Annotated in this window: 27 protein-coding genes; 10 read left to right on the top strand and 17 right to left on the bottom strand. The window is 49.1% G+C overall.

Annotation, left to right across the window (positions count from 1 at the left end; translation table 11 throughout):
- Nucleotides 1-337: 337 nt before the first annotated feature.
- The 3 genes from rbsK to H6F51_00900 form a co-directional block, all read right to left on the bottom strand.
- Nucleotides 338-1,270: a ribokinase gene (gene rbsK / locus H6F51_00910; protein ID MBD1821083.1), complete on the bottom strand. Its 933-nt coding sequence runs from the start codon at nucleotides 1,268-1,270 to the stop codon at nucleotides 338-340.
- 8 nt (nucleotides 1,271-1,278) lie between these two features.
- Nucleotides 1,279-2,136: an ImmA/IrrE family metallo-endopeptidase gene (locus H6F51_00905; protein MBD1821082.1), complete on the bottom strand. Its 858-nt coding sequence runs from the start codon at nucleotides 2,134-2,136 to the stop codon at nucleotides 1,279-1,281.
- Between the two features lie 102 nt (nucleotides 2,137-2,238).
- Nucleotides 2,239-2,610, bottom strand: a complete 372-nt coding sequence (locus H6F51_00900; GenBank protein ID MBD1821081.1) for a helix-turn-helix domain-containing protein — start codon at nucleotides 2,608-2,610, stop codon at nucleotides 2,239-2,241.
- Between the two features lie 191 nt (nucleotides 2,611-2,801).
- On the opposite strand from H6F51_00900, the gene H6F51_00895 reads away from it, so the two are divergent.
- Genes H6F51_00895 through H6F51_00885 form a run of 3 tightly spaced genes read left to right on the top strand, consistent with a single transcriptional unit; the run spans nucleotide 2,802 to nucleotide 5,375 of the window.
- Nucleotides 2,802-3,800, top strand: coding sequence for a hypothetical protein (locus H6F51_00895; GenBank protein ID MBD1821080.1), 999 nt, complete (start codon nucleotides 2,802-2,804; stop codon nucleotides 3,798-3,800).
- Nucleotides 3,801-3,842: 42 nt separating this feature from the next.
- Nucleotides 3,843-4,931 carry a hypothetical protein gene (locus H6F51_00890; GenBank protein MBD1821079.1) on the top strand — a complete coding sequence of 363 codons (1,089 nt, stop codon included), beginning with the start codon at nucleotides 3,843-3,845 and terminating at the stop codon, nucleotides 4,929-4,931.
- Between the two features lie 12 nt (nucleotides 4,932-4,943).
- Nucleotides 4,944-5,375 (top strand): KTSC domain-containing protein, encoded by a 432-nt coding sequence (locus H6F51_00885; protein ID MBD1821078.1) that lies wholly within the window; start codon nucleotides 4,944-4,946, stop codon nucleotides 5,373-5,375.
- Nucleotides 5,376-5,419: 44 nt separating this feature from the next.
- On the opposite strand, the gene H6F51_00880 is transcribed toward H6F51_00885, so the two are convergent.
- The 4 genes from H6F51_00880 to secY form a co-directional block, all read right to left on the bottom strand.
- Nucleotides 5,420-6,940, bottom strand: coding sequence for an FAD-dependent oxidoreductase (locus H6F51_00880; protein ID MBD1821077.1), 1,521 nt, complete (start codon nucleotides 6,938-6,940; stop codon nucleotides 5,420-5,422).
- 75 nt (nucleotides 6,941-7,015) lie between these two features.
- Nucleotides 7,016-8,353 carry an LLM class flavin-dependent oxidoreductase gene (locus tag H6F51_00875; protein MBD1821076.1) on the bottom strand — a complete coding sequence of 446 codons (1,338 nt, stop codon included), beginning with the start codon at nucleotides 8,351-8,353 and terminating at the stop codon, nucleotides 7,016-7,018.
- A 130-nt stretch (nucleotides 8,354-8,483) separates the two neighbouring features.
- The gene (locus tag H6F51_00870; GenBank protein MBD1821075.1) at nucleotides 8,484-9,035 is read right to left on the bottom strand and encodes an adenylate kinase; all 552 of its coding nucleotides are present in this window, start codon (nucleotides 9,033-9,035) and stop codon (nucleotides 8,484-8,486) included.
- Nucleotides 9,035-10,339: a preprotein translocase subunit SecY gene (secY, locus tag H6F51_00865; protein ID MBD1821074.1), complete on the bottom strand. Its 1,305-nt coding sequence runs from the start codon at nucleotides 10,337-10,339 to the stop codon at nucleotides 9,035-9,037. The genes H6F51_00870 and secY overlap by 1 nt, the downstream gene beginning before the upstream one ends.
- Nucleotides 10,340-10,563: 224 nt before the next feature.
- On the opposite strand from secY, the gene H6F51_00860 reads away from it, so the two are divergent.
- Genes H6F51_00860 through H6F51_00850 form a run of 3 tightly spaced genes read left to right on the top strand, consistent with a single transcriptional unit; the run spans nucleotide 10,564 to nucleotide 12,110 of the window.
- On the top strand, nucleotides 10,564-10,833 hold the full coding sequence (locus H6F51_00860; protein ID MBD1821073.1) for a DUF1778 domain-containing protein: 270 nt from the start codon (nucleotides 10,564-10,566) through the stop codon (nucleotides 10,831-10,833).
- Complete coding sequence (locus tag H6F51_00855) at nucleotides 10,824-11,339, top strand: GNAT family N-acetyltransferase (GenBank protein ID MBD1821072.1); 516 nt, start codon at nucleotides 10,824-10,826, stop codon at nucleotides 11,337-11,339. The genes H6F51_00860 and H6F51_00855 overlap by 10 nt, the downstream gene beginning before the upstream one ends.
- Before the next feature lie 27 nt (nucleotides 11,340-11,366).
- Nucleotides 11,367-12,110 carry an endonuclease/exonuclease/phosphatase family protein gene (locus tag H6F51_00850; protein MBD1821071.1) on the top strand — a complete coding sequence of 248 codons (744 nt, stop codon included), beginning with the start codon at nucleotides 11,367-11,369 and terminating at the stop codon, nucleotides 12,108-12,110.
- On the opposite strand, the gene H6F51_00845 is transcribed toward H6F51_00850, so the two are convergent.
- Both H6F51_00845 and H6F51_00840 read right to left on the bottom strand, forming a co-directional pair.
- Nucleotides 12,107-12,721 carry a UbiX family flavin prenyltransferase gene (locus H6F51_00845; protein MBD1821070.1) on the bottom strand — a complete coding sequence of 205 codons (615 nt, stop codon included), beginning with the start codon at nucleotides 12,719-12,721 and terminating at the stop codon, nucleotides 12,107-12,109. The genes H6F51_00850 and H6F51_00845 overlap by 4 nt on opposite strands.
- Nucleotides 12,722-12,769: 48 nt before the next feature.
- Nucleotides 12,770-15,133 carry a VacB/RNase II family 3'-5' exoribonuclease gene (locus H6F51_00840; GenBank protein ID MBD1821069.1) on the bottom strand — a complete coding sequence of 788 codons (2,364 nt, stop codon included), beginning with the start codon at nucleotides 15,131-15,133 and terminating at the stop codon, nucleotides 12,770-12,772.
- A 139-nt stretch (nucleotides 15,134-15,272) separates the two neighbouring features.
- Between H6F51_00840 and H6F51_00835 the strand changes: the two genes are divergently transcribed.
- The 3 genes from H6F51_00835 to H6F51_00825 all read left to right on the top strand — a co-directional run bounded on the left by H6F51_00835 (nucleotide 15,273) and on the right by H6F51_00825 (nucleotide 16,935).
- Nucleotides 15,273-15,506 (top strand): hypothetical protein, encoded by a 234-nt coding sequence (locus H6F51_00835; GenBank protein MBD1821068.1) that lies wholly within the window; start codon nucleotides 15,273-15,275, stop codon nucleotides 15,504-15,506.
- A gap of 213 nt (nucleotides 15,507-15,719) precedes the next feature.
- Nucleotides 15,720-16,460: a thioredoxin domain-containing protein gene (locus tag H6F51_00830; protein MBD1821067.1), complete on the top strand. Its 741-nt coding sequence runs from the start codon at nucleotides 15,720-15,722 to the stop codon at nucleotides 16,458-16,460.
- 19 nt (nucleotides 16,461-16,479) lie between these two features.
- Nucleotides 16,480-16,935, top strand: coding sequence for a PPC domain-containing protein (locus tag H6F51_00825; GenBank protein ID MBD1821066.1), 456 nt, complete (start codon nucleotides 16,480-16,482; stop codon nucleotides 16,933-16,935).
- A 61-nt stretch (nucleotides 16,936-16,996) separates the two neighbouring features.
- Here H6F51_00825 and H6F51_00820 read toward each other — a convergent pair whose 3' ends face one another.
- Nucleotides 16,997-17,335, bottom strand: coding sequence for a P-II family nitrogen regulator (locus H6F51_00820; protein MBD1821065.1), 339 nt, complete (start codon nucleotides 17,333-17,335; stop codon nucleotides 16,997-16,999).
- Between the two features lie 212 nt (nucleotides 17,336-17,547).
- The gene (locus H6F51_00815) at nucleotides 17,548-18,123 is read right to left on the bottom strand and encodes a hypothetical protein (GenBank protein ID MBD1821064.1); all 576 of its coding nucleotides are present in this window, start codon (nucleotides 18,121-18,123) and stop codon (nucleotides 17,548-17,550) included.
- A gap of 219 nt (nucleotides 18,124-18,342) precedes the next feature.
- On the opposite strand from H6F51_00815, the gene queF reads away from it, so the two are divergent.
- Entirely contained in the window at nucleotides 18,343-18,741 is a 399-nt protein-coding gene (queF, locus tag H6F51_00810) for an NADPH-dependent 7-cyano-7-deazaguanine reductase QueF (GenBank protein MBD1821063.1), read from the top strand.
- On the opposite strand, the gene H6F51_00805 is transcribed toward queF, so the two are convergent.
- Genes H6F51_00805 through H6F51_00780 form a run of 6 tightly spaced genes read right to left on the bottom strand, consistent with a single transcriptional unit; the run spans nucleotide 18,719 to nucleotide 23,256 of the window.
- Nucleotides 18,719-19,102, bottom strand: coding sequence for a DUF2809 domain-containing protein (locus H6F51_00805; GenBank protein MBD1821062.1), 384 nt, complete (start codon nucleotides 19,100-19,102; stop codon nucleotides 18,719-18,721). The genes queF and H6F51_00805 overlap by 23 nt on opposite strands.
- On the bottom strand, nucleotides 19,103-19,339 hold the full coding sequence (locus tag H6F51_00800; protein MBD1821061.1) for a hypothetical protein: 237 nt from the start codon (nucleotides 19,337-19,339) through the stop codon (nucleotides 19,103-19,105).
- 13 nt (nucleotides 19,340-19,352) lie between these two features.
- Nucleotides 19,353-20,726, bottom strand: coding sequence for a cytochrome c biogenesis protein (locus H6F51_00795; GenBank protein MBD1821060.1), 1,374 nt, complete (start codon nucleotides 20,724-20,726; stop codon nucleotides 19,353-19,355).
- A 3-nt stretch (nucleotides 20,727-20,729) separates the two neighbouring features.
- The gene (locus H6F51_00790) at nucleotides 20,730-21,461 is read right to left on the bottom strand and encodes a sulfite exporter TauE/SafE family protein (protein ID MBD1821059.1); all 732 of its coding nucleotides are present in this window, start codon (nucleotides 21,459-21,461) and stop codon (nucleotides 20,730-20,732) included.
- A 53-nt stretch (nucleotides 21,462-21,514) separates the two neighbouring features.
- Nucleotides 21,515-22,720 (bottom strand): FtsW/RodA/SpoVE family cell cycle protein, encoded by a 1,206-nt coding sequence (locus H6F51_00785; GenBank protein MBD1821058.1) that lies wholly within the window; start codon nucleotides 22,718-22,720, stop codon nucleotides 21,515-21,517.
- A complete protein-coding gene (locus tag H6F51_00780; protein MBD1821057.1) occupies nucleotides 22,717-23,256 on the bottom strand; it encodes a hypothetical protein in 540 nt (179 codons plus the stop codon). Before H6F51_00780 ends, H6F51_00785 begins: the two co-directional genes overlap by 4 nt.
- Between the last annotated feature and the right edge of the window lie 50 nt (nucleotides 23,257-23,306).

Below are 23,306 nucleotides of genomic sequence, written 5' to 3'. Positions count from 1 at the left end.
CTTGAGTGAAATCTAGGCTAAGCCCCACGGTAGAGGCCGTCTTCTACCCAAAGATGGAGACGTATAGATTAAACGACTGTCATCTTAATCCTATTCAATCGGCAGGTTTTTTGCTGCTGTTATTGAGCAGCAAGATATATTCAGCGAGAGTTTCATCAGAATCAGTCGGGGGCAGTAGCCAGTCTGGAAGATTATTCTAACTTTTGTTGGGGTATGTTTCTTCTCTAGGGCATGGGACGGCATCAGGTGATTCTTTATAAACTGTAATCATTACAAGCTTAACTCTCCTCTCTCTAGTAAAGTTTGGTTCAGAAGCCTGCCCTGTGTCGTTTTCGGCTCAGGGCTTTTGCATTTGGCGCAAAAAAGCATCGAATGTCGATCGCTCTGCTAGTGAGGCTTGCGCCCCGGATTTTGTTGTAGAAAGCGCCCCTGCTGCTGCACCCCAAGTAATTGCCTCGCGCATCGATAACCCTTCAGATAACGCCACAGCTAATCCTGCATTAAACGCATCCCCGGCTGCCACCGTATCGATCGCATTGACTGAAAAAGCTGGGACAAAAAAGCGATCGTCTTCGGTCGCGCAGAATGCGCCTTGAGCGCCTAGCTTGATCACGATCGTTGGTATGCCTTTTTGCTGCAAAATTGCGGCTGCACGATCGGCATCTGCTTGATCCCGAATTGGAAATCCGACCAGTTGCGCTGTCTCAGTTGCGTTGGGAGTCAGAATATCAATTTGTGAATAAAGCATTCCTGGAAAGTCTTTAGGAGCGGGAGCAGGATCGAGAATGACCCTTGCACCGATTTGTTTTGCAATCGTCGCGGCAGATTGAACGATCGATAAAGGAATCTCAAGCTGCAATAACAAGATCGATGAATCAGTCAATGCGACCCTGAGACGATCAACATCAAAATTACCCACATTGCCATTAGCACCTGGAATGACAATAATATGATTCTCAGCCCGATCGTCCACTGCGATCATCGCAACGCCTGACGAAATTGTACGATCGACGGTAATTAAATCGGTTTGTACTCCCGCAGTTTGCAAGCTTTCTAGCAATTCTGCACCAAACGCATCCCCTCCAACTCGCCCAATCATGCGGCTTGATCCCCCCAATTTGGCAACGCCGACCGCTTGATTTGCTCCCTTTCCCCCCGGAACCGTCGAAAAAGTGTATCCAGATAGCGTTTCCCCGGGTTGAGGTAATCGTGGAACTTGCGCCACGAGATCCATATTGATACTACCGAGCGTGATGATCGATCGCGTCATGGCGTGATTCATCCATTTGTAAGGTGCAAGAGAGACAGAACACTAATGCGATCGCCCAACCGAATTGGCAGGGCTTCTACATTGCATCGAATTGATGTCCAACCCAAATCAATCGTTTCTGCTCCAGAGTAAGGTTGACCACTGATATAAGCTTGCGAGATTAATGAATCGTGAGGAATCGATTTATCTTTGGGAATAAAACCGCCTGTCCAGTCTTGCGTCTGAAGTTTCCAGCATACTCGAAGCTTTCTCTTAGCTTTGATCGGGGCACTTTGTTTCATCTCAGAAGGTTTGAGAACACAATGCCACAGAACTAGCGCGTAATTGCCGGTTCCATATTGCAACATTCGCGCAAGCGTCGCGAGCAGTGAAGTTTGATAGAGAGCTGCAAGCGATCGTCCCGTCTTGAAAGAAATGCCTAACCGATTCAACTTTGGCACAAATGAGGATTGCGGCATCAACAAATCGGCGGCTCCTTGATCGCAGAGTCGCTCTTTACGCTGTTCGCTCCAGTTTGGCAAAGCGCTCTCAAACCTCGCTTCTTGTTGAGCATCAAACAGCAATTCCATCAGTTCGTGTCCCTCAGTGAAGCGCTGCCGCACGATCGGATCATCTTCTTTAATCAGAATAATCCCGGTGTTGCTGTCTACTAAAATGCCTTGTTGCTCCTCAAGCGGGGCGCGTAGCGGCTCAGGCATTCCAAAGTGTTGATAAATGCAAGTCAGAGCGATCGGAGGTTCATCACCTAACCCGGATTCTTGCCGCAGGAAATTGACATAGCGAAAGACATCATCTTCACATTGAAGCCTTCCATGTTGAGACAGGAAGGCTCGTCCGGGATGTCGATAGGGCTGTGGCAGGCTCACAGGGTTCCTCACATTTTTCGCGCTAGAGTGCCCAAACTTAAAAGATTGGTCGATCGATTAGCAGTTCACTCAACAAACGGTGAACTTTCTATTTTCCTATTTCTATTTTCCTACTGTCATCTTAATGACGTTATACAGTAGCTCCCATTTCTCCGGCGAGGTCGGCTGCTGTCCTCGATACTTCAATCGCGACAGCATCAACACATCATCGGGCGGTAGATTCGCGTTTTGAGCGAACTCCACCAAACTTGGAGGCAGATCGACTGACTCTAATGCGGAACTTGGTGCAGGTTCCGCCTTTAGCCCTAACACCGCAGACAATCGCTCCCGCACCTGCCAAGAGAGATTCGTTGCCTGCCCCCGCTCAATTTGAGATAGGTAATTACGGGAAATTCCAATCTGCTCAGCTAATTCTTGCTGGCTTAACCCTTCTTGAATCCGACGATCGCGGACTCGTTTTGCAAATTCATCCATTCTCATTTTGACAACTACAGTTTGCGATTTTTGTCGTTGGATGTTGCATAGGCGGAGGAAAAGTGATAAAGTAGTACACATGAATTGCAAACTGTGGTTTGCATTCTACTCCTACTATAGCAGTACTGCCCCCGATCGTATAGCAGTCCTGCTTCTGAGCAGCAGAAATTCACTCTTTTCCCACCTCCGCTATGACACAAGTTGCAAACGACAGCAAAACCAGGATTCTCGATGCCTTTCAAACCATCCTTACCGAGCAGCGATCGGTCTCGTCACGAGTTGCCACCCGCAGCGAAGAAGCCGCCAAAGAGCAAGACAGAACAGTGCTGGAAACAGTGTCGCAATACACAGCAGACGGAATTGTGCGCGGGCTGGCTGATTTGCAATTGGATTTTGGCACGACGATCACCGCTCTTGCCAATCGCCTAACCACTGAAACCAAGAAGCTCGATGACCTTAAACGAGCGCTTGCAGTTGAAAGTAAGAATCTCAAAGATCTTCAGCAGACCCGCATCGTTGCTGATGCCCTCTACTTGATCACACAAGAACATCAAGAAGCTCTGCGCCAACTTGAACAACAAGCAACGCGCGATCGTGAAACCCTCGATCGCGATACTACCGAAACTCGCAAAACTTGGCAGCAAGAGCAAGAAGAGTTTGACGCTCAGATCAACGAGAGCAGCGAACTTCTGAACCAGCAACGGCAGCGTCAGGAAGAAGATTACCAGTACGACAGTGCGCGATCGCGCCGCATTGCAACCGATGAGTATGAAGAAACGAAACGGCAAATCGAGCGAGAAATTAGGGAAACGCTCGAAGCCAAAGAGAAAGACTGGACGGAGCGAGAACGCATTCTGGCAGCCGATCAGAGACTATATGAGGAGTATCAGCAAAAGGTCACGGCTTTCCCAGGCGAACTGGAAGAAGCGGTCAAAAAAGCACGGGAAGAAGGAATTCGCGATGCTCATCAGGATGCCAAAATCAAGGCAGATCTGCTGGAAAAAGAATGGGAATCCACCCAGCAAGGCTATGAATTGCAGATCCGATCGCTAGAAGCCAAGATTCAGAAACAGACCGAGCAAATCAGCGAGATTTCCACCCAACTACAAACAGCCTTGCGTCAAGCTCAAGAACTTGCAATGCGAGCCTTTGATAGTTCATCTAACCGTCTCGCTACAAGAAGCGAATAATTGCACCACTTGAACTGTTTACTGTGAGCTTGAGGATTGGCAATGGTAACTAAACGTCCCACTGAAAAAAGCACGAAGGTTGAGATTCTATCTGCATTTGATGAACTACTCAAACAGAAGAAAGCTTTAGAAGAACAACTGCTTGCGAAACCTGTTGAACCTGCATCACAATCGAATGCTAAAACATCGAATGGTAAAACAAACGGTAAAGCTACACCAGAACTAACGATCGCGCCTCAACAAAAGATGGAAACCATCATCACCGGACTAAATCAGCTACAACTTGGTTTTGGTGGCGCAATCAGTGACCTATCTGAAAAGCTAACTTTGGAAGTGCTGAAGCTGCAAGAACTACGGCAGGCAGTTGTAGAAGAAGCTCAACAGCTAGAAACATTGCACAATCTACAGGCAGAAGATTGTACTGTAGAGGCATTAATTCAACAGTACGAAGACAGTTCCAAGACATTCAGCGAAGAACGGCGACAGCGACAAGAAACACTCAACCAGGAGATCACTCAAGCCAGAAAAGCCTGGGCAAAAGAACAAGAGGAACACCGCCGCAGCATCAAGGAACGCAATGAAACTCTCACCAAGACTCAACGGCGAGATGGAGAAGAGTACACCTACACGCTCAACTTAGAACGCAAACTCTCAAATGATGAGTATGAGCAGGAAAAAACTCGCTTGTACCGTGAATTAGAAGAGTTGCAGCAGACGCAGCAAAAGCAGTGGGCAGAACGAGAAAAAACGGTTCGCGATCGTGAAACTCAGTTTGCCGAGTTGAAAGCCAAAGTCGAAGCCATACCAAAGGAGCTTGAAGCTGCGGTTAAACGCGCCAAAGAAGAAGGCAAAGGCATTGCAAACCAGCAAGCAAAAGTCAAAGCCGATCTGATGGCAAAAGAGATTGAAGGGCAAAAACGCACCTACGAGTTGCGAATTCAATCTCTACTGGAAACAATCCAAGCCCAAGAAACCCGAATTCAAGCCCTCTCAAATCAGTTAGATGGAGCGCTGAAGCAAGTCCAAGACTTAGCAGTGAAAGCGATCGAAGGTTCAGCCAGCGTGAGTTCATTCAATGCTGTTAAGGAAATTGCACTAGAACAAGCTAAAAACCAAAACAAAGTGAAATAAAGGAGATAGTGCATGAAGCTTTCTAAAGTCGATCTGAGCAGCATTGTAGCCATTAGCCATGATGATGACTGCTTAGGATTAGTGATCGATCGTGGTGCTGATTTGGAATTTGTTGAAGTTCCCGCACCGTTAGCTGCCTACGAAGGATTGAGGCTGCTGGATGCGATTGTTTCCTCAGATGCCGCCCCTGCTGCTGATTTCAATCAACTTCCGGGTGTGAATCAAGCCTTACCGATGTTACCTGTGCAATCATCAATGGCAAATGCAGTTGGATATGATCCAGATCAACATCTTTTGCAAGTTCAGTTCAAGAATGGTGCTGTGTATCAATACGAAGGTGTTGATGTCGAAACCTGGCACGAACTTCAAGACACAGATTCCCCCGGTCGATTCTTTAACCGTGAAATCAAAGGAAGCTATCGCTCTCGTCGCCTGAATTCTTAGTTTGTTCTTGCCAGTCTTCCATCCAAGCAAGACTGGCATTGTATTTAAGGCAACCAAAGCGGCGGTACAAAGCTGCTTGTTAAGTCTCTTAAGGTGCGATTAGCACTACGAAGCGCTGCGATATGTGGCTCATCCGGCTCGATCGGAATAATTTCAGCAGGCTTACCCACACCCAACTGATTAATCACTTGGTTAGCCGCTTCAAGTCCAGTCACATAAGCCTTTTCCTGCGACCAAGAACCATGACGAGTAATAATCCAATCCCCACTCATAAAGAGATTACCGATGCTCGTTGTTCCAGAAAGCATCGACTGATAGCTTCCAGGAGAGAAGTGCGTCACGGCTCTTGGCAATCGCACCACACTGCTATCAATTACTTTGGCATTCCGAAATTCAGGCACACAAACCGCAAGATCGCGCTGAACTTTCGCAATGACCTGTGCATCATCTAGCGGTAGCAATTGATTCGCATGATAAAAATCTGCCTCAATCACGCTGCCAGGTTCATCTTTCCATTCATCATGCAGTGCATTCAGATCAAAGAATGTCCAACCGGTTGTGGCATCAAACCCAAAGCAAGCATTCGACGGCAACGGCACGGGAACTTTACGATCGAACCACAACCGCGTCGCCATCGCATCGATCGCATTCAAATTCATCAAATTACAGAATGCAGGAAACTGGCGCAATGTCGAACTGCTACTGACAATTTTCTGCATTCCAGCCACACCTACCGCAAAAATCACGGCATCTGCTTCAAAGACTTCCTCACCGCACACAACCCCACTTACTGCGGGAACTCCCCCCGAAGCCTGAACCCTCACATCACTCACACGCCGCTGAGTCAGCACCCGTCCCCCTGCCTGCTCGATTTGCTCAACCCAAGGACGAAAAATGTACTCTCCCACCGTGCCGCGACACCACACCACATCAAAATCCGGTTGATGCGCCAAGATGAAGTAATACAGCATTCCCAGTGCTGCTGCGGCTGAACATTGTTCGCCCGGTGCAAACAATCCCACCAGTAACATCGGCTCAAATGACTCTTTGTAGAGCCGCGCAGAAACTCCAAACTGCTTAAACAATTCGCGAGCAGTCACCGGATCGTATCGCTTCCAGGCTTCATCTGAATTGTCAAAATCAACCACTGCATAGAGTAACGGTAGCGCAGACAGTCGATCGCTGAGCGGCAATCGCTTAAATCGCGTGTATAAGAATGTTCCAAGCGGGGTAGGCAAGCGGGGTTCTTGCTGAAAGATTGGCGACTCGACTTCCAGTCCTGCTGGAGAATACTGAGAAGAGCGCGTCCAATCGGTGAAGGGCGAGATGCCCAATTTTTTAACTAAGGAGAAAATATTGCTGTAGGGATACCAAAATCCATGAATTCCAGCTTCCACCGATCGTCCCTGCGCGGTTTTCCAGCCTGCTACCAGTCCGCCCGGATAGCCCCCGGCTTCGAGCAGTGTGACTGCATATCCTTGCTGAGCAAGATGGTAAGCTGCGCCTAAGCCTGCCCACCCTGCTCCAACCACGACAACTTTAGGATGCTCTTGAGTTTGGTTCATTCGATCGATCTCAGCTTCAACTGCTCACAGGATAAGTCGCTCCCCCCAAATCAACAAGTCTATTGTTGGTTAAACTTACACCGATGTAGGTTGAAAGAATTGATTCTCAGGACGCGCCAAACCCAGATTCTCGCGCAGCGTTTTGCCCTCGTATTCTGTGCGAAAAATTCCACGCCGTTGAAGTTCTGGAACCACTTGATCCACAAAATCATTTAAGCCTTCAGGCAGAAAAGGAAACATGATGTTAAAGCCATCTGCGGCTTCCTCGAAGAGCCATTGTTCCATTTCATCTGCGATCGTCTGAGGTGTACCGACAAAGATTAACCCACCATAGCTAGCCGCCCGTTGTGCTAACTGACGAATGGTTAAGTTTTCACGTCGGGCAAGCGCGACGATGCGATCGCGTCCGGTATGGCTCCCATTTGACTCTGGAATCTCCGGTAATAGACTATCTGGATCAAAGCCTGACACATCGTAGCCCAGCGCCAGATTCAAGCTACTAATGCCGCTATCATAATGAATCAGACTATCAAGATGTGCCTGTTTAGCTTTTGCCGCCTCAACCGTTTCGCCAACAATCACCAGCGCACCGGGCAAGATTTTAATGCTATCGGGAGTGCGTCCGATCGCCTGAGATCGACGCTTGATATCTGCAAACAATGCCTTTCCTGCTTCTAGCGTATTGACCCCTGAAAACACAACCTCGGCAGTTTCCGCAGCCAATTGTCGTCCCGCTTCAGAAGCTCCCGCCTGCACAATCACCGGATAACCCTGAACAGGTCTAGCAATGTTCAAAGGCCCCCGCACTGAGAAATACTTTCCCTTGTAATTCAGCGTGTGCATTTTTTCGGGATCGAGATACACTCCTGCTTCTACATTGCGAATAAAAGCATCATCCGCGAAAGAATCCCACAGCCCAATCACTACCTCGTAGAATTCGCGGGCACGCCTGTAGCGTTCGTCATGTTCGATCTCTTGCTCCAGTCCAAAGTTAAGCGCTGCATCTGGGTTATAGGTCGTCACAATGTTCCAGCCCGCGCGACCTTCACTGATATGGTCGAGAGAGGCGAAGCGGCGAGCAATGTGATAGGGCTGATCGTAAGTTGTTGAAGCGGTCGCAATTAATCCGATATGTTCAGTCACCGCAGCGAGCGCAGAAAGAAGCGTCAACGGCTCGAATGATGTAACTGTGTGACTGCGCTTTAGGGCATCGATCGGCATATTCAGAACAGCTAAATGATCTGCCATAAAAAAGGCATCAAATTTACTTTGCTCTAGTTTCTGAATAAATTGTTTTAATGCTGAGAAATTAAAGTTGGCATCTGGAATTGCGCCAGGATAACGCCAAGCTGCTGTATGAATGCTGACGGGACGCATAAAAGCGCCCAGCTTCAACTGCTTTGTCCTACTCATCTTTCGTCCTTAACGGAGCACTGCTAAAACTCTCAATCTTACTCAGAATGTAATTCAACTCATTCCGAATAAAAAAACTGACCCAACTCAAGGCGCTCAGCCCCAAGTCGGGTCAGTTGAAGATTGAAAGTTAAGCGCAAACTTGATTTAATGCTGTTGCGACTTCTTCCATCGTTTGATCGCCGTTGATAGTCACTAGCTTTTCTCGTGATTCGTAGTAGTTGATCAACGGTGCAGTCTGCTCTCGATAGACTTCCAGACGACGGCGAATCGTTTCCTCGTTATCGTCCTTTCGTCCCCGACTGAGCATTCGAGTCACCAGCACTTCGTCCGGCACATCGAAATTGATCACACGATCGCACCCCTGACTCAACTCATCCAGCAGCACATCGAGGAATTCTGCCTGTGCCACATTGCGCGGAAACCCATCGAGAATCCAGCCCGATTGGGCATCCGGTTTTCCCAATCGTTCGCGAATCAAATCAATCACCAGTTGATCGGGCACCAGTTCACCCCGATCCATGTATCCTTGAGCCTTCACCCCCAGCGACGTTTTCTCAGCCACCGCCTCCCGGAGAATATCCCCGGTCGAAATGTGCGGAATTTGGTGGGAGTCAGCCAAAAATTTCGATTGAGTCCCTTTCCCGGCTCCGGGAGGTCCGACAAAAATCAGTCGCGCCACTATTGTTTCACCATTCCTTCGTAACGTTGAGAAATTACATACGTTTGAATCTGTTTCGCCGTGTCGATCGCCACACCTACCAGAATTAGGATAGAGGTCGCCCCAAAGCCTTGGAAGACTTTCACTGGAGTTGCATTTTCGATAATCGAAGGTACGATCGCGACGATCCCTAAGAAGATAGCACCTAAGAAGGTCAATCGATTCAAAACGCGCTCAACATACTCGGTGGTCGCCTTTCCAGGACGAATACCGGGAATGCTTGATCCCATTTTCTTCAAGTTCTTCGACATATCATCGGGCTGCATAATCAGCGAAGCGTAGAAGAAACTAAAGAATAGAATCAACACAAAATAGAGAAGGTTGTGCCAAATCGAAGCAGGGCCAAGATAAGTGCTGACAAAGTTTGCCAATGCTGCATTATTAAACGATTGTGCCACAATTACCGGAATCGTTAACACAGTGGAAGCAAAAATAATCGGCATCACGCCGCCTTGATTTAGGCGCAGCGGGAGATAGCTGCTGCGCTCCAGCATCATCCGTCGTCCCACTTGCCGACGAGCGGAAATAATCGGAATCCGCCGCGTTCCTTCTTGTACGAACACAATTCCGACCACCATTGCCAGGAAGACCAGCAGCAGAATGACGACGCTGCTGACCACGGCTCGATCGCCGGTTTGCGCCAAGTCGAACGCTTTTCCTAAGGTCTGCGGCAGCGTTGCCACGATATTAAGAAAAATCAATAGCGATGCGCCGTTACCCACGCCACGCTCTGTGATCAGTTCTCCTGCCCACATGACGAACATCGATCCAGCCGTCAGCGCGAGAACCGTTTCGACGACAAACACCGGACTCCAAGATTCGGCAAACGGACGCAATAATCCAACCGTGAGCAAGGTACTTTGAACAACTGCCCAACCTGCCGAAACATAGCGGGTAATCTGTGAAATCTTGCGTCTTCCCGCTTCGCCTTCATTCTTCTGCAAATCTTCGAGCGAGGGAATCGCCGCAGTGAGCAATTGAATAATGATCGAAGCGTTAATAAAGGGCAGAATTCCGAGGGCGAATAGACCCAGCGTTCTCAAACCGCCACCTGCGAATAAGTCCACAAAGCTCAAGGCGCTATTGCCTTGAATCGCTTGTGAAAATGCGGCTCGATCGATGCCCGGAATCGGGATAAAAATCCCTAATCGAACGAAGATCAAAAGCCCGATCGTTAAAAGTAAGCGTCCCCGCAGTCCAGCCGCCTGTGCCATTTGGACAAAGGTTTCCTGAGCGGTGGGCGTTCTATCTCGACTCTCGACCATATAAGGAATTCCTCGTGACAGCAATACGGACTTGCGCGTCGGCACAAATCCGATTGAAATAAAGTTGGTTTTAAGCGTTCTGACAGCACAAAATCGCACCGCAAAACGACGAACATCCTATATTTTAGCGGCTCCGGTGTGAAGCCTGACAGAATTCAAGCGACCAGTGAACCTTGTAGGGGCATTGTATATACAATTGTCTTATACAGGTTTGGCAATGAGTCATGGATCAAGCGCGTGATGTCACGATTAATATTCGCGCCACACAGAGCCAGCGCGATCTGATTGATTATGCGGCTGAGGTGCAAGGCAAAAGTCGATCGGAATTTATGCTGGAATCGGCGTATCAGAAGGCGCAGGATGTATTGCTCGATCGCAGTTTTTTCGCGTTAGATAAACAGAAATTCGATCAATTTGAAGCTCTTCTAGATGCGCCACCTGCATTAAACGATCGACTTCGTGCTCTTCTAACCACAAAAGCGCCGTGGGAATAGATCAGCTTCGTCCGCCTGAAAGGATTAGTTCATCTCATCAGCTTGAAGGCTTCGATTCAGGAAATACTCAACTAGACGATTGGCTCAAACGCCGCGCTTTAAAAAACGCAGCAGAAGGAGCGTCTCGAACTTACGTCTTGTGTGAAGGCGATCAGGTCATTGGATATTACTGCCTTGCAAATGGAGCCGTAGCGCAGACGGAGGCAACAGGGCGAATTCGACGGAATATGCCTGATCCAATTCCGGTAATGGTGATTGGACGATTGGCAGTTGATCGCCAATGGCAAGGTCAAGGGATCGGACGAGCATTGCTTCGGGATGCAATCTTACGAACGCTCCAGGCGGCTGAGATTGCTGGAATTCGAGCGATTTTGGTTCATGTCATTTCAGATGAGGCGAAGCAGTTTTATGAGAAATGTGGGTTTGCTGCTTCAGCGATCGATGCAATGACGCTGATGATTCGGGTGAAAGATGCGATCGCTTCACTTAGCGGATGGGCTAAATAGACTTGCAATAGCTGGTGAGATATCGCTGTGACTTCATCTATTCGTTTTCGGATTGCAACTTGGAACCTAGAACGTCCCAGGCAAAACGGTTGGATTAAAAATCAGCGTCGGCTCGATCGAATTCGTGAAATTGATGCAGATATTTGGGTGCTGACCGAGACTAATGCAGCGATCGATCTCAATCCCGATTACAAGTGTATTGCATCTGAATCTTACGAAGGTCACAAACCCGGAGAAAACCTCACAACGCTTTGGTCACGATGGAAGATTCTTCGCTCTATTCCCACTTTCAATTCGACTTGTGCGGTTTGTGCTGAGATAGAGTCACCTTTCGGACTAGTGATTATCTATGGAACTGTGATTACTTGGGCGAATGATAAAGGGATACATGGAACTTCAAAGCGATGGGAAGAACATCGTCGATCGATTCAACAGCATCACGAAGATTGGCTACGGATTCAGAAACAATATCCGTCACATCTCATGTGTATCGCAGGTGATTTTAATCAAAGTCGCGATAAGTCGGGCTGGTACGAAGAGAAGCAGTCAGTTGAGATGTTGAGTGCTGCTTTGCATGATCTTTCACTGGTTTGTGTGACCGAGCAAAAGTTTCAAGGACTTTCACGATCGACCATTGACCATATCTGCTTATCTGAATGTCTAGTTCCTTACAAGATGTCAGTGAACGCATGGGAGGGCGAAACACCAGAGCGCGGCAGGATGAGCGATCATAACGGTGTGTTCGTTGACTTGCGACAAGAAGTTTGTTAGTCCGTTTCTTTCCAGCGATCGATCCCTACACAATCAATCTCAAACTGATCTAACGCCCGCGCTACGACAAAATCAACCAGGTCTTCGATCGTCTGCGGATTGTGATACCAAGCCGGAATTGCCGGAACAATCCGCGCTCCTGCTTCTGCTAAAGTCGTCAAATTGCGGAGGTGAATTAAACTAAACGGAGTCTCACGCGGCACAATCACCAATTTACGACCTTCTTTAAGCTGCACATCTGCCGATCGTTCCAGCAAATCTGAGCTTAATCCTGCTGCAAGTTTGCCGACGGTACTCATGCTGCAAGGGATTACCAACATTCCCAAAGTGCGGAAGGAGCCGCTTGCGATGTTCGCGCCGACATCACCCCAGGGATGACAGGTGAGCTTACCGCTAAATTCGACTCCAGCTTGAGTGCGCCAGAATTGCTCTTGTTGCACGGGTTCTGGGGGCATTCGGATACCGAGTTCTGCTTGCCAAACCATATAGGTTGCTTTGGATGCCACAAGCTCGATCGCGTAATCTGCTGATAAAAGATGCTTCAACGCCCGAACTGCATAAATCAAGCCCGAAGCCCCAGAAACCCCAATAATCAAAGGACGTTTAATCACAGCGCAATCCCGAATAAAAAATGCGGGTGTATTTTCCCGCACTTTCTATTATTCCTCACCAAATTCGTCATCGGAGAGAGCCGTGTCAGACTGGAATTCTGATGGGTCTTCGGTATCAAAGATTTCATCGGTGGCTTCACTGCCGCCGCCAACTGCGATTAAGTCAATCTGCTGACGGTAGTAATCGACGCTCTTGACTTGAACTTCGATGCGATCGCCCAATCGATACTGTTTGCGATTTTTCCGACCGACGAGGGTTTGCTGGCGCGATCGGAATTCGTACCAGTCGTCTTTGAGTGAACTGACGTGAACCAAACCTTCCACCAAGAGTTCTTCAAGCTCCACGAATAAGCCGTAAGACTGGACTCCGGTGATCAAGCCGTGGAATACTTCACCCGTGCGCTCTTTCATTAATTCGGCTTTTTTCAAGCCTTCAAGATCGTTTTCGGCATCTTGAGCGATTTTCTCGCGTTCGGTGAGATGAACGACGATCGCGCCGAAATGACCTTCGAGTTCTTGATGCAGATCGGTTGGAAGAACATTCCAGTTGATTTGACCGTGACAGGAACTATGGCGCAAATCTACGCTGTCCTTGACGCGAGAAGAACGTCGATCGCGTCCTTCTTCAAACACCGCATGAAGCGCTCGATGCACCAGCAAGTCAGGATAACGACGCACCGGAGAGGTGAAATGCGTATAGCCTTGCTCTAACGCCAAGCCGAAATGCGGTTTCGGTTGAGTGCTGTAAAAGGCAGGCTTCATGGTCGAAAGCAGCAGGTAAGTCAAAACGCGCTCAGCGTTCGATTCTGCAAACGCATGGGTAAAGTTCTGATAATCCTGTGGACGAACTTCCTCTTCCTGCTCAAGCTTCAGTTCGATGCCCATGCTGACGGCAAGTTTAACCAGTTCTTGCACCTCTTCGAGATCGGGTGTGGGATGAACTCGATACACTCCCGGAATTCCTAACGCCTGTAGATGAGATGCAACGGTTTGATTTGCAAGTAACATCAACTCGACGATCATTGAGTGAATCGGCAGCAAGGAAGAAACGACAACCGCACCGAGAACGCCTTCATCATCGTAGTGGAACTTGCTGAAGGTAAATTTACCCGCTTCTTCAGGCGATTCTGAGCCATCGGGACGAGCGTAGATTTTCTCAGGCAGGTTTAGTTCAAACGCGCCTCGCTTGCGTCGCTGATCTTTAATCGCGTGGCTAAGGCGATCGAGCTGCGCCAACAGTTCAAAAATTGGCTCGAATTCTCTCAGCTCTTCGGTGTGCTGATCCGCCAAAATTGCTTCAGCTTGCTCATAGCTCAGTTTGTAATCCACCTGAATCACCGTCGGCTGAATCTCGAATTCCATCACTTGCCCGGATTCATCCAACGTGATCAACACTGAAATGGCAAGGCGATCTTTTCCAGGTTGCAGCGAACAGAGATTGTCGGTGAGTTGCTCCGGCAGCATTGGGATTACCAATTCACCGAGATAAGCAGAAGTTCCGCGTCGTTGGGCTTCGCGATCGAGCGATGATCCCGCTTCCACATACCGCGCTACATCCGCAATGTGAATGCCTAAGCGCCAGTTCCCCGCTTTGGTTCGCTCTAACGTAATCGCATCATCCGCGCTGTCTTCGCTTTTCGCTTTGATCGTGAGGGTCGTCAATCCCCGTAAATCAACCCGTAAGTCAATTTCTGGCTTTGTCACCTTGTTCGGTAACTCCCTCGCGGCAGCTAAAACCGTTTCCGAAAACTCTCGCGGTAAGTCATGCTTGCAGCACACAATGTCAATATCTGCCGCATCATCATCTGCACCCAAAACTTTCGCCACTTTACCGAGTGGCGCGTGCTGCCCGATCGGATAGCGTTTCACCTGAACGTGCGCTAAATGATCGATCGCTTCATCCAGCGCCAGTCCGTTTTCATTCACCTGCAACTCAAACAACAAGCGATCGTCGAGAGGAACTGCCCGAAATTCACCCGCCTCGGTCTTTTTAATTCGGGCTAACACCGATGGATTTGACCGTTCTAAAATCAGGCGAACTTCGCCTTCAGGACTGCGGCGACGACTGCCTTCTTTGGTGACGCGGACTAACACCCGATCGCCATTCCAAGCGTGATTCAGTTGGCTTTCGCGAATGTAGATATCCTCCGAACCTTCGACATCTTGAATCGCAAAACAGAAGCCTTTACTCGAACAGCGCAATTTGCCTTCAACCACACCGTCTTCGGTCACTCGGCGGTACTTGCCGCGTTCTTTGACCAGAACCCCGATTTTTTCCAGTGCATCAAGTGCAATCTGTAAGCGGCGCAAACTGGCTTCGTCGTTGCACTCTAGCTTTTTCTCTAAAGCTTTGGGCGCAACCAATTTATCATCTGTGAAGTTAGCAAGTAACTCAGCGATCGAGAATTCCATGAAGCGATATGTCCTCGTGTGTTCAACGGGGTGGTCAGGCTCAGCGGCTTTGAATTCGTCACTTATCACAAGATGCGATCGTTTAAAGCAGTTCTCGTACTGGCATCAAGCGATCGCATCTGGGTAAATCAACAAGCCGATGAGCTTCCCAGTTTTAGCAGGTGGGAAGGCTGCGAACGGTGTGCAGGTGATCGATCGGAAGCGGGTTGAAGCTCCGAAGTTGACCAAAATCAACGGTTGCGGAAGTTCTGTTTCCAACTCAAAACACACTGCTGGGACTGCTGAATCCTGTAAAGTTGCTGTTCATCCCTGCAATCCGGATGGAGTAGCGAACTTTTGCGCGACTGCTCGACAGTCTTACGTCACCCAGTAAAGCGATCCCCTTTCTATTCTTACTCAGGTTGGGCGCGATGACACATCGATTCTGCGAGAAATGTAGAAGGTGGGTGGAGAGTGGGGAAAGCATTGCTTTTGCACAAGAGCGATCGGGTAGTTCCTTCAACGCTTGTCCCTCGCTCCCCGCTTCTTTACCCTCGATCGCTAACATAAGCTATAGTGCGAGGGCAGATTTTAGAGCTAAGACGCAATGAGAAGGCTAAAACACTTCGCAAGCTGGTTATTGGTCAGCTTGATTTTATTTGGCTGTTCTGCTCCGGTGCAGGCAGATTCCACCAAAATTGATCCAAATTTTGAAGCCCAAGTTTTACAAGTCCTTCAGAAAAATCCACAGGCGATTTTAGACTCGGTGCAAGCTTACCAGCGTGAGCAACAAGAAACTCAGCGCAAAGCACAGCAGTCCTTTATTCAGGAATTGCAGCAAAAGCCAAAAGCGGTGATCGCCCAATCACCGACTAAAGGAGCCGGAAAAACCGTTCTTGTTGAGTTTTCTGATTTTCAGTGCCCCTATTGTCAGGCGGCAGCCGGAACAGTGCGCGAGTTTGTGACAAAGAACCGCGATCGCGTCACACTAGTTTATAAGCATTTACCGTTAACTAGCATTCATGCTCAGGCACTCCCAGCCGCAAAAGCCGCTTGGGCTGCCGGACAGCAGGGGAAATTCTGGGAGTTTCACGATGGCTTGTTCGCACAGCAGCAACAGTTAGGTGAGCCGCTGTATGCGAACTTGGCGAAAAGCTTAGGGTTAGACGTGACGCGCTTTGATCGCGATCGCAACTCTCAAGCTGCCGAGGCGGCGATCACAGCGGATGTACAACTCGCAGAAAAGCTAGGCATTAATGGCACACCATTCTTTGTGATGAATGGTCGCGTGTTTTCAGGGGATGTTGAAATCGCTGCCCTAGAGCAGGTTTTAAGTCAAGCGCAGTAAAGCAAGGTGAGGAGTGAAGATGAAACGATGGATGGTTTGGGTTTGTGCGATGCCGGTCACGCTCGCGTGTGCCGCAGGCAGCGTACTTTCAACTCGTGCCATGGCACAAACGCCCAGTCGCACGTATGCCCCGATTCCGCTGACTCCGGGGCGGGAAGTCAACGATCGCTTAGCCGATACGGATATTCCAACCGGAGACGGCAACTTTGCGCGGGATTACCTTGTGCAATTGCAGGCAGGGGATCAGATTGCGATCGATTTGTCTTCGGATAACTTCGATACGATCGTGGCGCTGATGTCTACGCGAGGAGCGACGATCGCAGAAAACGACGATGGTTCTGATGGCACGACCAATTCGCTGCTGTTTACGCGGATTGCGCGGGCAGGAAACTACATTGTGCGCGTGAAAGCGTTTGGAGAGACAGCAGGAGGCCCGTTTAAGCTGAAACTGACCCGATTAAGACCTACCCCCTAAACAAAAGAGGCAACCGATATCAGTTGCCTCTTTTGTTTAGCTGAAGAAAAAATGGTTGTCGTTAAACCGCTTCAAAGTTTTTCTCACCTGTGCGAATCCGAACCACTTGGTCAACGGGAGTAATGAAGATCTTACCGTCTCCAATTTCTCCGGTTCTGGCTGCCACGATGATTTTGTCAACCACCATGTCCACCTGATCGTCTTCGACCACGATTTCGATTTTGAGCTTTTGCAGAAACTCTACCGTGTATTCAGATCCCCGGTAGCGCTCAGTTTGGCCTTTCTGCCGTCCAAAGCCTCGGACTTCAGAAACAGTCATACCGACAATTCCAGCATTCACTAATGCAATTTTGACTTCATCGAGTTTAAATGGGCGAACAATCGCTTCTACTTTTTTCAAGCCTTACACTCCTTAATCCTAATTTCTATCGTTCGGGCATGACACTATCTATCATTGTTCACAAAGTAGATTTTGCAACATTTGATACAGATTCATAACTGAGTCTGCCCGATCGTAGTGCTGTTTCCGAGTTTCGCACGGAGCGATAAAAATCGGAATTCCCTGGTTGCAATTCGTAATTTCAGAATCGCAATGCGTTACGAATCAAGAAATTACTTCGCCGAAGGATTGAGTAAGGGACGCACCAGCAGGAAGCCTGCACCAAAAGCACTCACAACGATGAGCAAAATCACAGCGCCAAGCATCCAGCCGTTTAGCTCGATGCCTGATTCTTTTTCGAGTTTGAGTTTGCGCCGGGGTTGGCTGTCTTGCTCGATGACCAGCTTGTCGTCGTCCAGTGGTTTTAGCTCAAGGTGCGGCGGGATCACTTCAGCTTCCGGCTCTACGAGCATTCTCGGCGGCATCACCGGGATTTGAAATGAAACGGGTTCGCTGTCGAGGGTCAAATCGATCCGGGGCGGTGCCACAGGCTTGACCGGTGCGATCGAGTTAGAGAACTGGCGCAGGTTGAGTGCCGATTGAACGGCTTTTTCAATTTCCTGACGCAGTTGCTGATTTTGCTTGGTTAACTGCTGGTTTTGAGTTTTGATCGACTCCATTTCCGTTTTAGCTGCCTGGAGTTCGGCAACCACTTCTCGATAGACAGAGATGGGCACGGAGGGGGAATAACCAACCGACGGGGGCTGCGGGGGCAAGTTCACCGATCGGGGAGGCGTTTTTTGCGGCATTGGATTCATAGCAATAAGGTATTTCGGTCGAAGCGTAATGGAATGCCCTGAGAATAGCCGCAATTAAAGCAATCAAAGCGATTTTCGTCAAGATTCTTCTAGAAAAATTTCGATTTGGGATCAATTTCAGGGATTGTACGGAGAAGTTCCTCAAGCGGATGGCGATCGTCGTGTAAATCCGATTGCTAAGATCAGTCAGGTTATTTTTTCAGATTCAACATGACACAAGCGCAAGAACGCCCAGAAGTGAAGTATGGGGAACGCCTGATCGAAGAAGGCAAGCTGATTACTTTTCCAAATCCACGACCGGGGCGACGCTACACGGTTTCGATTACGCTGCCGGAATTTACCTGTAAATGTCCGTTTTCGGGCTATCCCGATTTCGGCACAATTTATGTGAACTATGTGCCGGATCAGCGCGTGGTTGAACTCAAAGCGATCAAGCTGTATATCAATAGCTACCGCGATCGCTACATTTCTCACGAAGAAGCCGCGAATCAAATTCTCGATGATATCGTCGCTGCCTGCGATCCGCTAGAGATCTCTGTCAAAGCAGATTACACCCCTCGCGGGAATGTGCATACGGTGGTCGAAGTTAGCCATACGAAGCCCGTTTAAGCTGGCGCATTCCGAGCCATCCGACTGTGCTGCCGATCGCATAGGGCGGAAAGTCTGACCACAAAAAGGTATTTCCGAGAATCAATCGTCCTGGAAGTGTAGCGCGGATGGCTTGGAGAAAAGGAGGCTGCCAGAGTTGCAAGAATTCGATCGCGCACGCAAAGATAAAAACGCCGATCGCGGTTTTAGCGATCGATATTTTCGGAAAACAGAATTGAACCAGTGAAGCAAAGAAGATTTGATAAGCAATACTTCCGAACACATCGCTAAACCAATCTGGAAATAGCGGCGGGAATCGCACGAAGTAACCGAGTGGAATGATGAGTGCGATCGTCAGCAGCAAAGAGACGCGATAAGGCATCTATACTCCATGTCCATCGCGACAAAATTCTGTTGAAAGAAGCTTGATATTGGATTGATGAAGCTGGGCAGTTTGCAAAAGTGCTTCAGTCGCTGCTCTCAATTCAGCGATTTCTTGACGCTGGGATTCGACCGTATTGTTGAGAAGTTCGATCGAAGTTCTTAGCGAAGCGTTGAGAGTATGTTGGCTTCCGATCTCAGCTTCAAGCCGATCAAGTCGAGGCCTATCTTGTATCACAGCGATTTACTCCTTAAGTTTGTGCAAGTTGGCTAGTTGGAGTCGATTCTGTTTGATTTTGGTCGATCGCGTCCAGGATTCCCAGAAATTCCCGTTCAAACGTGACTTGGGCGCGGTTGGTTCTGCCGCCAATGTAAATCGCGCCATCTTTCTCTAAGCCCCAAACTTGCGAGTGGGAAATATAGCTCATAATTACGCCTAGCATCAGTAGCCCGAAGCCGAGATAGACGATCGGAATACCCGGATCGGCTTTGATTTGTAATCCAGTGCTACCGATGAGATCCACGATCGCTAAGCGTACTCCTTTCACCTCGACTGCCATTCCTTTACGCACCGTAGCAATCAGCTTACCGTCCATGTCGTAAATTAACAGCAAGCCTTGTAAGTCTTTTGCCACTAGAGAAACACCATCGCTCATGTCTGGTTTTAACGGGAGCCAAGTCCCCCAAACTCGACCACCAACAGCATTCAGTTTTGCCATTGGAGATTGCAGCACCGGACTGTTATTCAGTCGGACTTGAATCGCTGCGATCGACCAGTCCGCCTGATACATCGTTACACCGTTATGCTTCATCGGCTCATTGACGTGAATGGTTTTGCGATCGATTTCCTTTCCATCTTTGTCCAGCACAGACAGATCCGAATAGAACTGATCAATCTCACCCGTGGGCAGATAGTCAATCCAAAATCGATTCACTTTTACTGACCAATCCTGGGGAATTTGCGGAGCCGCCCAAACTCCCGCATCGACTACGTGATTGATTTTGAACGTGCCGCCACTGGGAACCATTTCTTGAGCCATAAAGCCCGTGGTTGCCCCGATTACGCCACCCACCAAAACCAGAATCATGGCAGCGTGAACGACGATCGGCCCGACTCGCCCGATTAGTCCTTTGTGCGCATACAGCTTTTCGCCGTCCCGGAAAACCTTATAGTTGCGTTGTGCTAGCAGTTTTGAAACTTGATCTAAGTCACCCTTGGGGAACTCTGCGCTCAAGGCAAATTTACGAAATTGCCGCGACTCGCTGTAGAAGTTCCAAGTGCGGGAAAACCAGCGCAGCGCAGGTAGTTGGCGCGTAAAGGTACAAGCCGTTAAGCTTGCGCCAAACAGAATCAGTAAAGCTAAATACCACCACGTTCGATAGACATGATCCAACCCTGCGGTTAATAACACTTTCCAAGTTAGAAAGCCAAACAGCGCAGGATGTTCAGGATAATTAGATTGGTAATACGCGATCGACTGCCCTTGTTCGATCACAGTTCCAGTAATGCTGAACACGGCGATCGCCAATAGCAGTACGATCGCCAACTTTAAATCTGCTAAAACCGGAAGTAATTCTTTTTTGAAATACCGTTTTGGAACGTTCACAAATTCTGCAAGAGTCATAATCTAAAGCGCAAACCGCGACATTAACGAAAACACACCAAATCCAACCAATAAAGCACCGCTCACAGGCGTAATCCAACCCGACCAGCGCCGCAACTCTAACAGTTTTTTAATCGCTGCCGTGAACGTTCCCGCTAAGATTAGCGGTGCAACATATCCAGCCGTGTAACACAACAGAAGTGAACCCCCCAACACGGGATCTTTCGTCGTGGCAATCCAGGTCAAAATCGTCGCTAAAACCGGAGTGCTACAAGGCGAAGCCACTAACCCAAAGGTCACGCCTAAAAGATACGATCGCACCCCCGCAGGCAGTTCCTGAGAAATCCATTCCGTACCTCCAATCGACGGCATCGCAAAGGGTAACGCTTCAAGCAAATTCAAGCCCATCAAGATCGCGACGATACTGACCACGATCGGCAATCCCACGCCCACCTGCCCGTAAACTTTGCCGAGCAGCGTCGCTCCGATTCCCAATGCTGCTAAGGTGGTCGCCAATCCCAACGAAAACCAGGTGGATTGCGCTGCCGCTTGCCAGCGAGACTTTGCCTCATACCCGCCGATATAGCCAATCGTAATCGGTAGCATCGACAACGTGCAGGGAGTCAAACTGGTCAGCAATCCTGCCGCAAAAATCACACCAATGCTCACGGGAGTCAGATGTGCAAGCTGGGTTGAAACCAAGCGATCGGCGAACTGCGACAGTTCGTAGAGTTGAGTTTGGAGCGTCTCGAACATAGGGCAAATCTAAGAATATGAAGCGATTTGAAGCGCTTCTAATATTCTAGGATTTAACGAGACGGTCTGGGCTTGGTTCGTCGGGTTCGCGCTTCAGCAAACGAAACCACCTTAGAATTTTCGCCGATCGACATCACACTCGCTTCGCTACTTTCACGCGCCACCCGAATGAGCAACGCTGCACACACTAAACTCGAAATCATCGAATTCATCCCATAGCTGAAGAACGGTAACGGTAATCCCGTGGTTGGCAGTACCCCCGTCGCAACCCCGATGTTTAAGAGCGACTGACCCACCAGCATCACCATCACCCCGATCGCCACTAGCCGATGAATTGCATTCTTCGCGCCCCGCGCCACAATTAATGCCAGCGTTGCATAGGCAGCCAACATCAGCATCAATAACAGACCGCCGATTAAACCAAACTCCTCCGCAAACACCGCAAAGATAAAATCGGTGTACTGAATCGGCAAGTAAAACAGTTTTTGCTGCGATGAACCAAAGCCCGATCCGGTAATTCCCCCCGATCCAACCGCTAACAAACTTTGAATCAATTGATAGCCATCTTGCAGTGGATCAGCCCAAGGATTGAGAAAGGACATCACCCGCCGTCGCTGGTACTCTCGGATACTAATACTAAGCACTGCCAGAGTCAGACCTGCTGCTGCGGTTCCCCCCAGATAAAGGTAAGGCAATCCTGCCGCAAGTGCGACCAACCATAGCGTCATGCCGCAAAGCGCGGTGGTGCTTAAGTTCGGCTGAAGCAAAATTCCGACTAGCAGCAAACAAAATAGCCCGATCCAAGTCAGCCGCACTCGCCAAGTCAGCCGCTCCCATTGTCCAAAAATCCGCGCACTCTGTAACACCAGAAATGGTTTAATCCACTCTGACGGCTGAAACAAAAACGTGCCGACCTCAAACCAGCGCTGACCGCCATTCACTTCTCGCCCAATTATCGTAGTCAGCAGAATTCCGCCGAGTAATCCAATAAACGCGAAACTCGAAATGCCCTGGATATACCGAAGTGGGGAATGAATCAGGATATTGAACAAAATCATACCGATCGCGATCGCGACCAGTTGCCGCTTAAAGTAGTGCAACCCATCACCGATCGCATCTCCGACAGGAAATGAGGCACTATACATCACCGCAAGCCCGACAAACAACCAGACGAACGTGAGCCAGCGCAACAATCGGGGAGTCACTGCCCAATCCATCGCGGTTGTGTCAAAAAACGGAATGTAGTGCCGCCAGTTCATCGATTTGTTAACTCCGATCGCAATTTTTCTAGATCATCCAGCAGAAACACCGTCAATTGTCCTGAGTAGGCTCTGCCGTTCTCGGTTTGAGCAATCTCAAGCCAGTAGGCAAAGCGTTCTCCCTGTCTTAACTCTCCTTGCAGCGCCGCGATTTGGGAATTTTGCTGAGTCACTGCTTCTTGGATGCGTGCCTCGGTTGGGTAAGATTTGACGATCGTGCTTGCCGCAAAATCTTGAGCAATCTCCAATCCGTAAATCAATCGCACCGAGTCCCGGAGCCGATTCAAAGTCACGCCGTTTCGCATATCGAATAGCGACAGCGTCTCACTGCGAATAATTCGCCCTCCGGGTGCAAATCGAGTTATTTTACCAGGTGGATACAACGACGCATCAAATGTTAGCTGTTGTGCGGCGGTATTGACGCGGCGAACTAAAAACTTTTCGTTTTGACTGGGGCGAATGGTGGAATTCGACTGCATCCACACAGCAGCTTCGTCGATCGTTTGTCCGGGGATCGCTTGTGCCGGGGTCGCCATCAGCATCAGTCCACCCATGATTAAGCCAATCTTTTTCATTGCTCCTACTC

Source organism: Cyanobacteria bacterium FACHB-DQ100, assembly GCA_014695195.1.
Lineage (GTDB): Bacteria > Cyanobacteriota > Cyanobacteriia > Leptolyngbyales > Leptolyngbyaceae > Leptolyngbya.
The sequence above is the reverse complement of the archived record's forward strand: the minus strand, read 5'-3'. Positions and strand labels throughout refer to the sequence as shown.

Bases quoted from the DNA above. Each gene is read 5' to 3' on its own strand.
- H6F51_00835 (MBD1821068.1), top strand. From the start codon at position 15,273: ATGAGCTTCCCAGTTTTAGCAGGTGGGAAGGCTGCGAACGGTGTGCAG.
- secY (MBD1821074.1), bottom strand. From the start codon at position 10,339: ATGGTCGAGAGTCGAGATAGAACGCCCACCGCTCAGGAAACCTTTGTC.
- H6F51_00840 (MBD1821069.1), bottom strand. From the start codon at position 15,133: ATGGAATTCTCGATCGCTGAGTTACTTGCTAACTTCACAGATGATAAA.
- H6F51_00785 (MBD1821058.1), bottom strand. From the start codon at position 22,720: ATGAACTGGCGGCACTACATTCCGTTTTTTGACACAACCGCGATGGAT.
- H6F51_00780 (MBD1821057.1), bottom strand. From the start codon at position 23,256: ATGGCGACCCCGGCACAAGCGATCCCCGGACAAACGATCGACGAAGCT.
- H6F51_00860 (MBD1821073.1), top strand. From the start codon at position 10,564: ATGGATCAAGCGCGTGATGTCACGATTAATATTCGCGCCACACAGAGC.
- rbsK (MBD1821083.1), bottom strand. From the start codon at position 1,270: ATGACGCGATCGATCATCACGCTCGGTAGTATCAATATGGATCTCGTG.
- H6F51_00895 (MBD1821080.1), top strand. From the start codon at position 2,802: ATGACACAAGTTGCAAACGACAGCAAAACCAGGATTCTCGATGCCTTT.
- H6F51_00900 (MBD1821081.1), bottom strand. From the start codon at position 2,610: ATGGATGAATTTGCAAAACGAGTCCGCGATCGTCGGATTCAAGAAGGG.
- queF (MBD1821063.1), top strand. From the start codon at position 18,343: ATGACACAAGCGCAAGAACGCCCAGAAGTGAAGTATGGGGAACGCCTG.
- H6F51_00890 (MBD1821079.1), top strand. From the start codon at position 3,843: ATGGTAACTAAACGTCCCACTGAAAAAAGCACGAAGGTTGAGATTCTA.
- H6F51_00805 (MBD1821062.1), bottom strand. From the start codon at position 19,102: ATGCCTTATCGCGTCTCTTTGCTGCTGACGATCGCACTCATCATTCCA.
- H6F51_00880 (MBD1821077.1), bottom strand. From the start codon at position 6,940: ATGAACCAAACTCAAGAGCATCCTAAAGTTGTCGTGGTTGGAGCAGGG.
- H6F51_00875 (MBD1821076.1), bottom strand. From the start codon at position 8,353: ATGAGTAGGACAAAGCAGTTGAAGCTGGGCGCTTTTATGCGTCCCGTC.
- H6F51_00830 (MBD1821067.1), top strand. From the start codon at position 15,720: ATGAGAAGGCTAAAACACTTCGCAAGCTGGTTATTGGTCAGCTTGATT.
- H6F51_00885 (MBD1821078.1), top strand. From the start codon at position 4,944: ATGAAGCTTTCTAAAGTCGATCTGAGCAGCATTGTAGCCATTAGCCAT.
- H6F51_00790 (MBD1821059.1), bottom strand. From the start codon at position 21,461: ATGTTCGAGACGCTCCAAACTCAACTCTACGAACTGTCGCAGTTCGCC.
- H6F51_00795 (MBD1821060.1), bottom strand. From the start codon at position 20,726: ATGACTCTTGCAGAATTTGTGAACGTTCCAAAACGGTATTTCAAAAAA.
- H6F51_00825 (MBD1821066.1), top strand. From the start codon at position 16,480: ATGAAACGATGGATGGTTTGGGTTTGTGCGATGCCGGTCACGCTCGCG.
- H6F51_00815 (MBD1821064.1), bottom strand. From the start codon at position 18,123: ATGCCGCAAAAAACGCCTCCCCGATCGGTGAACTTGCCCCCGCAGCCC.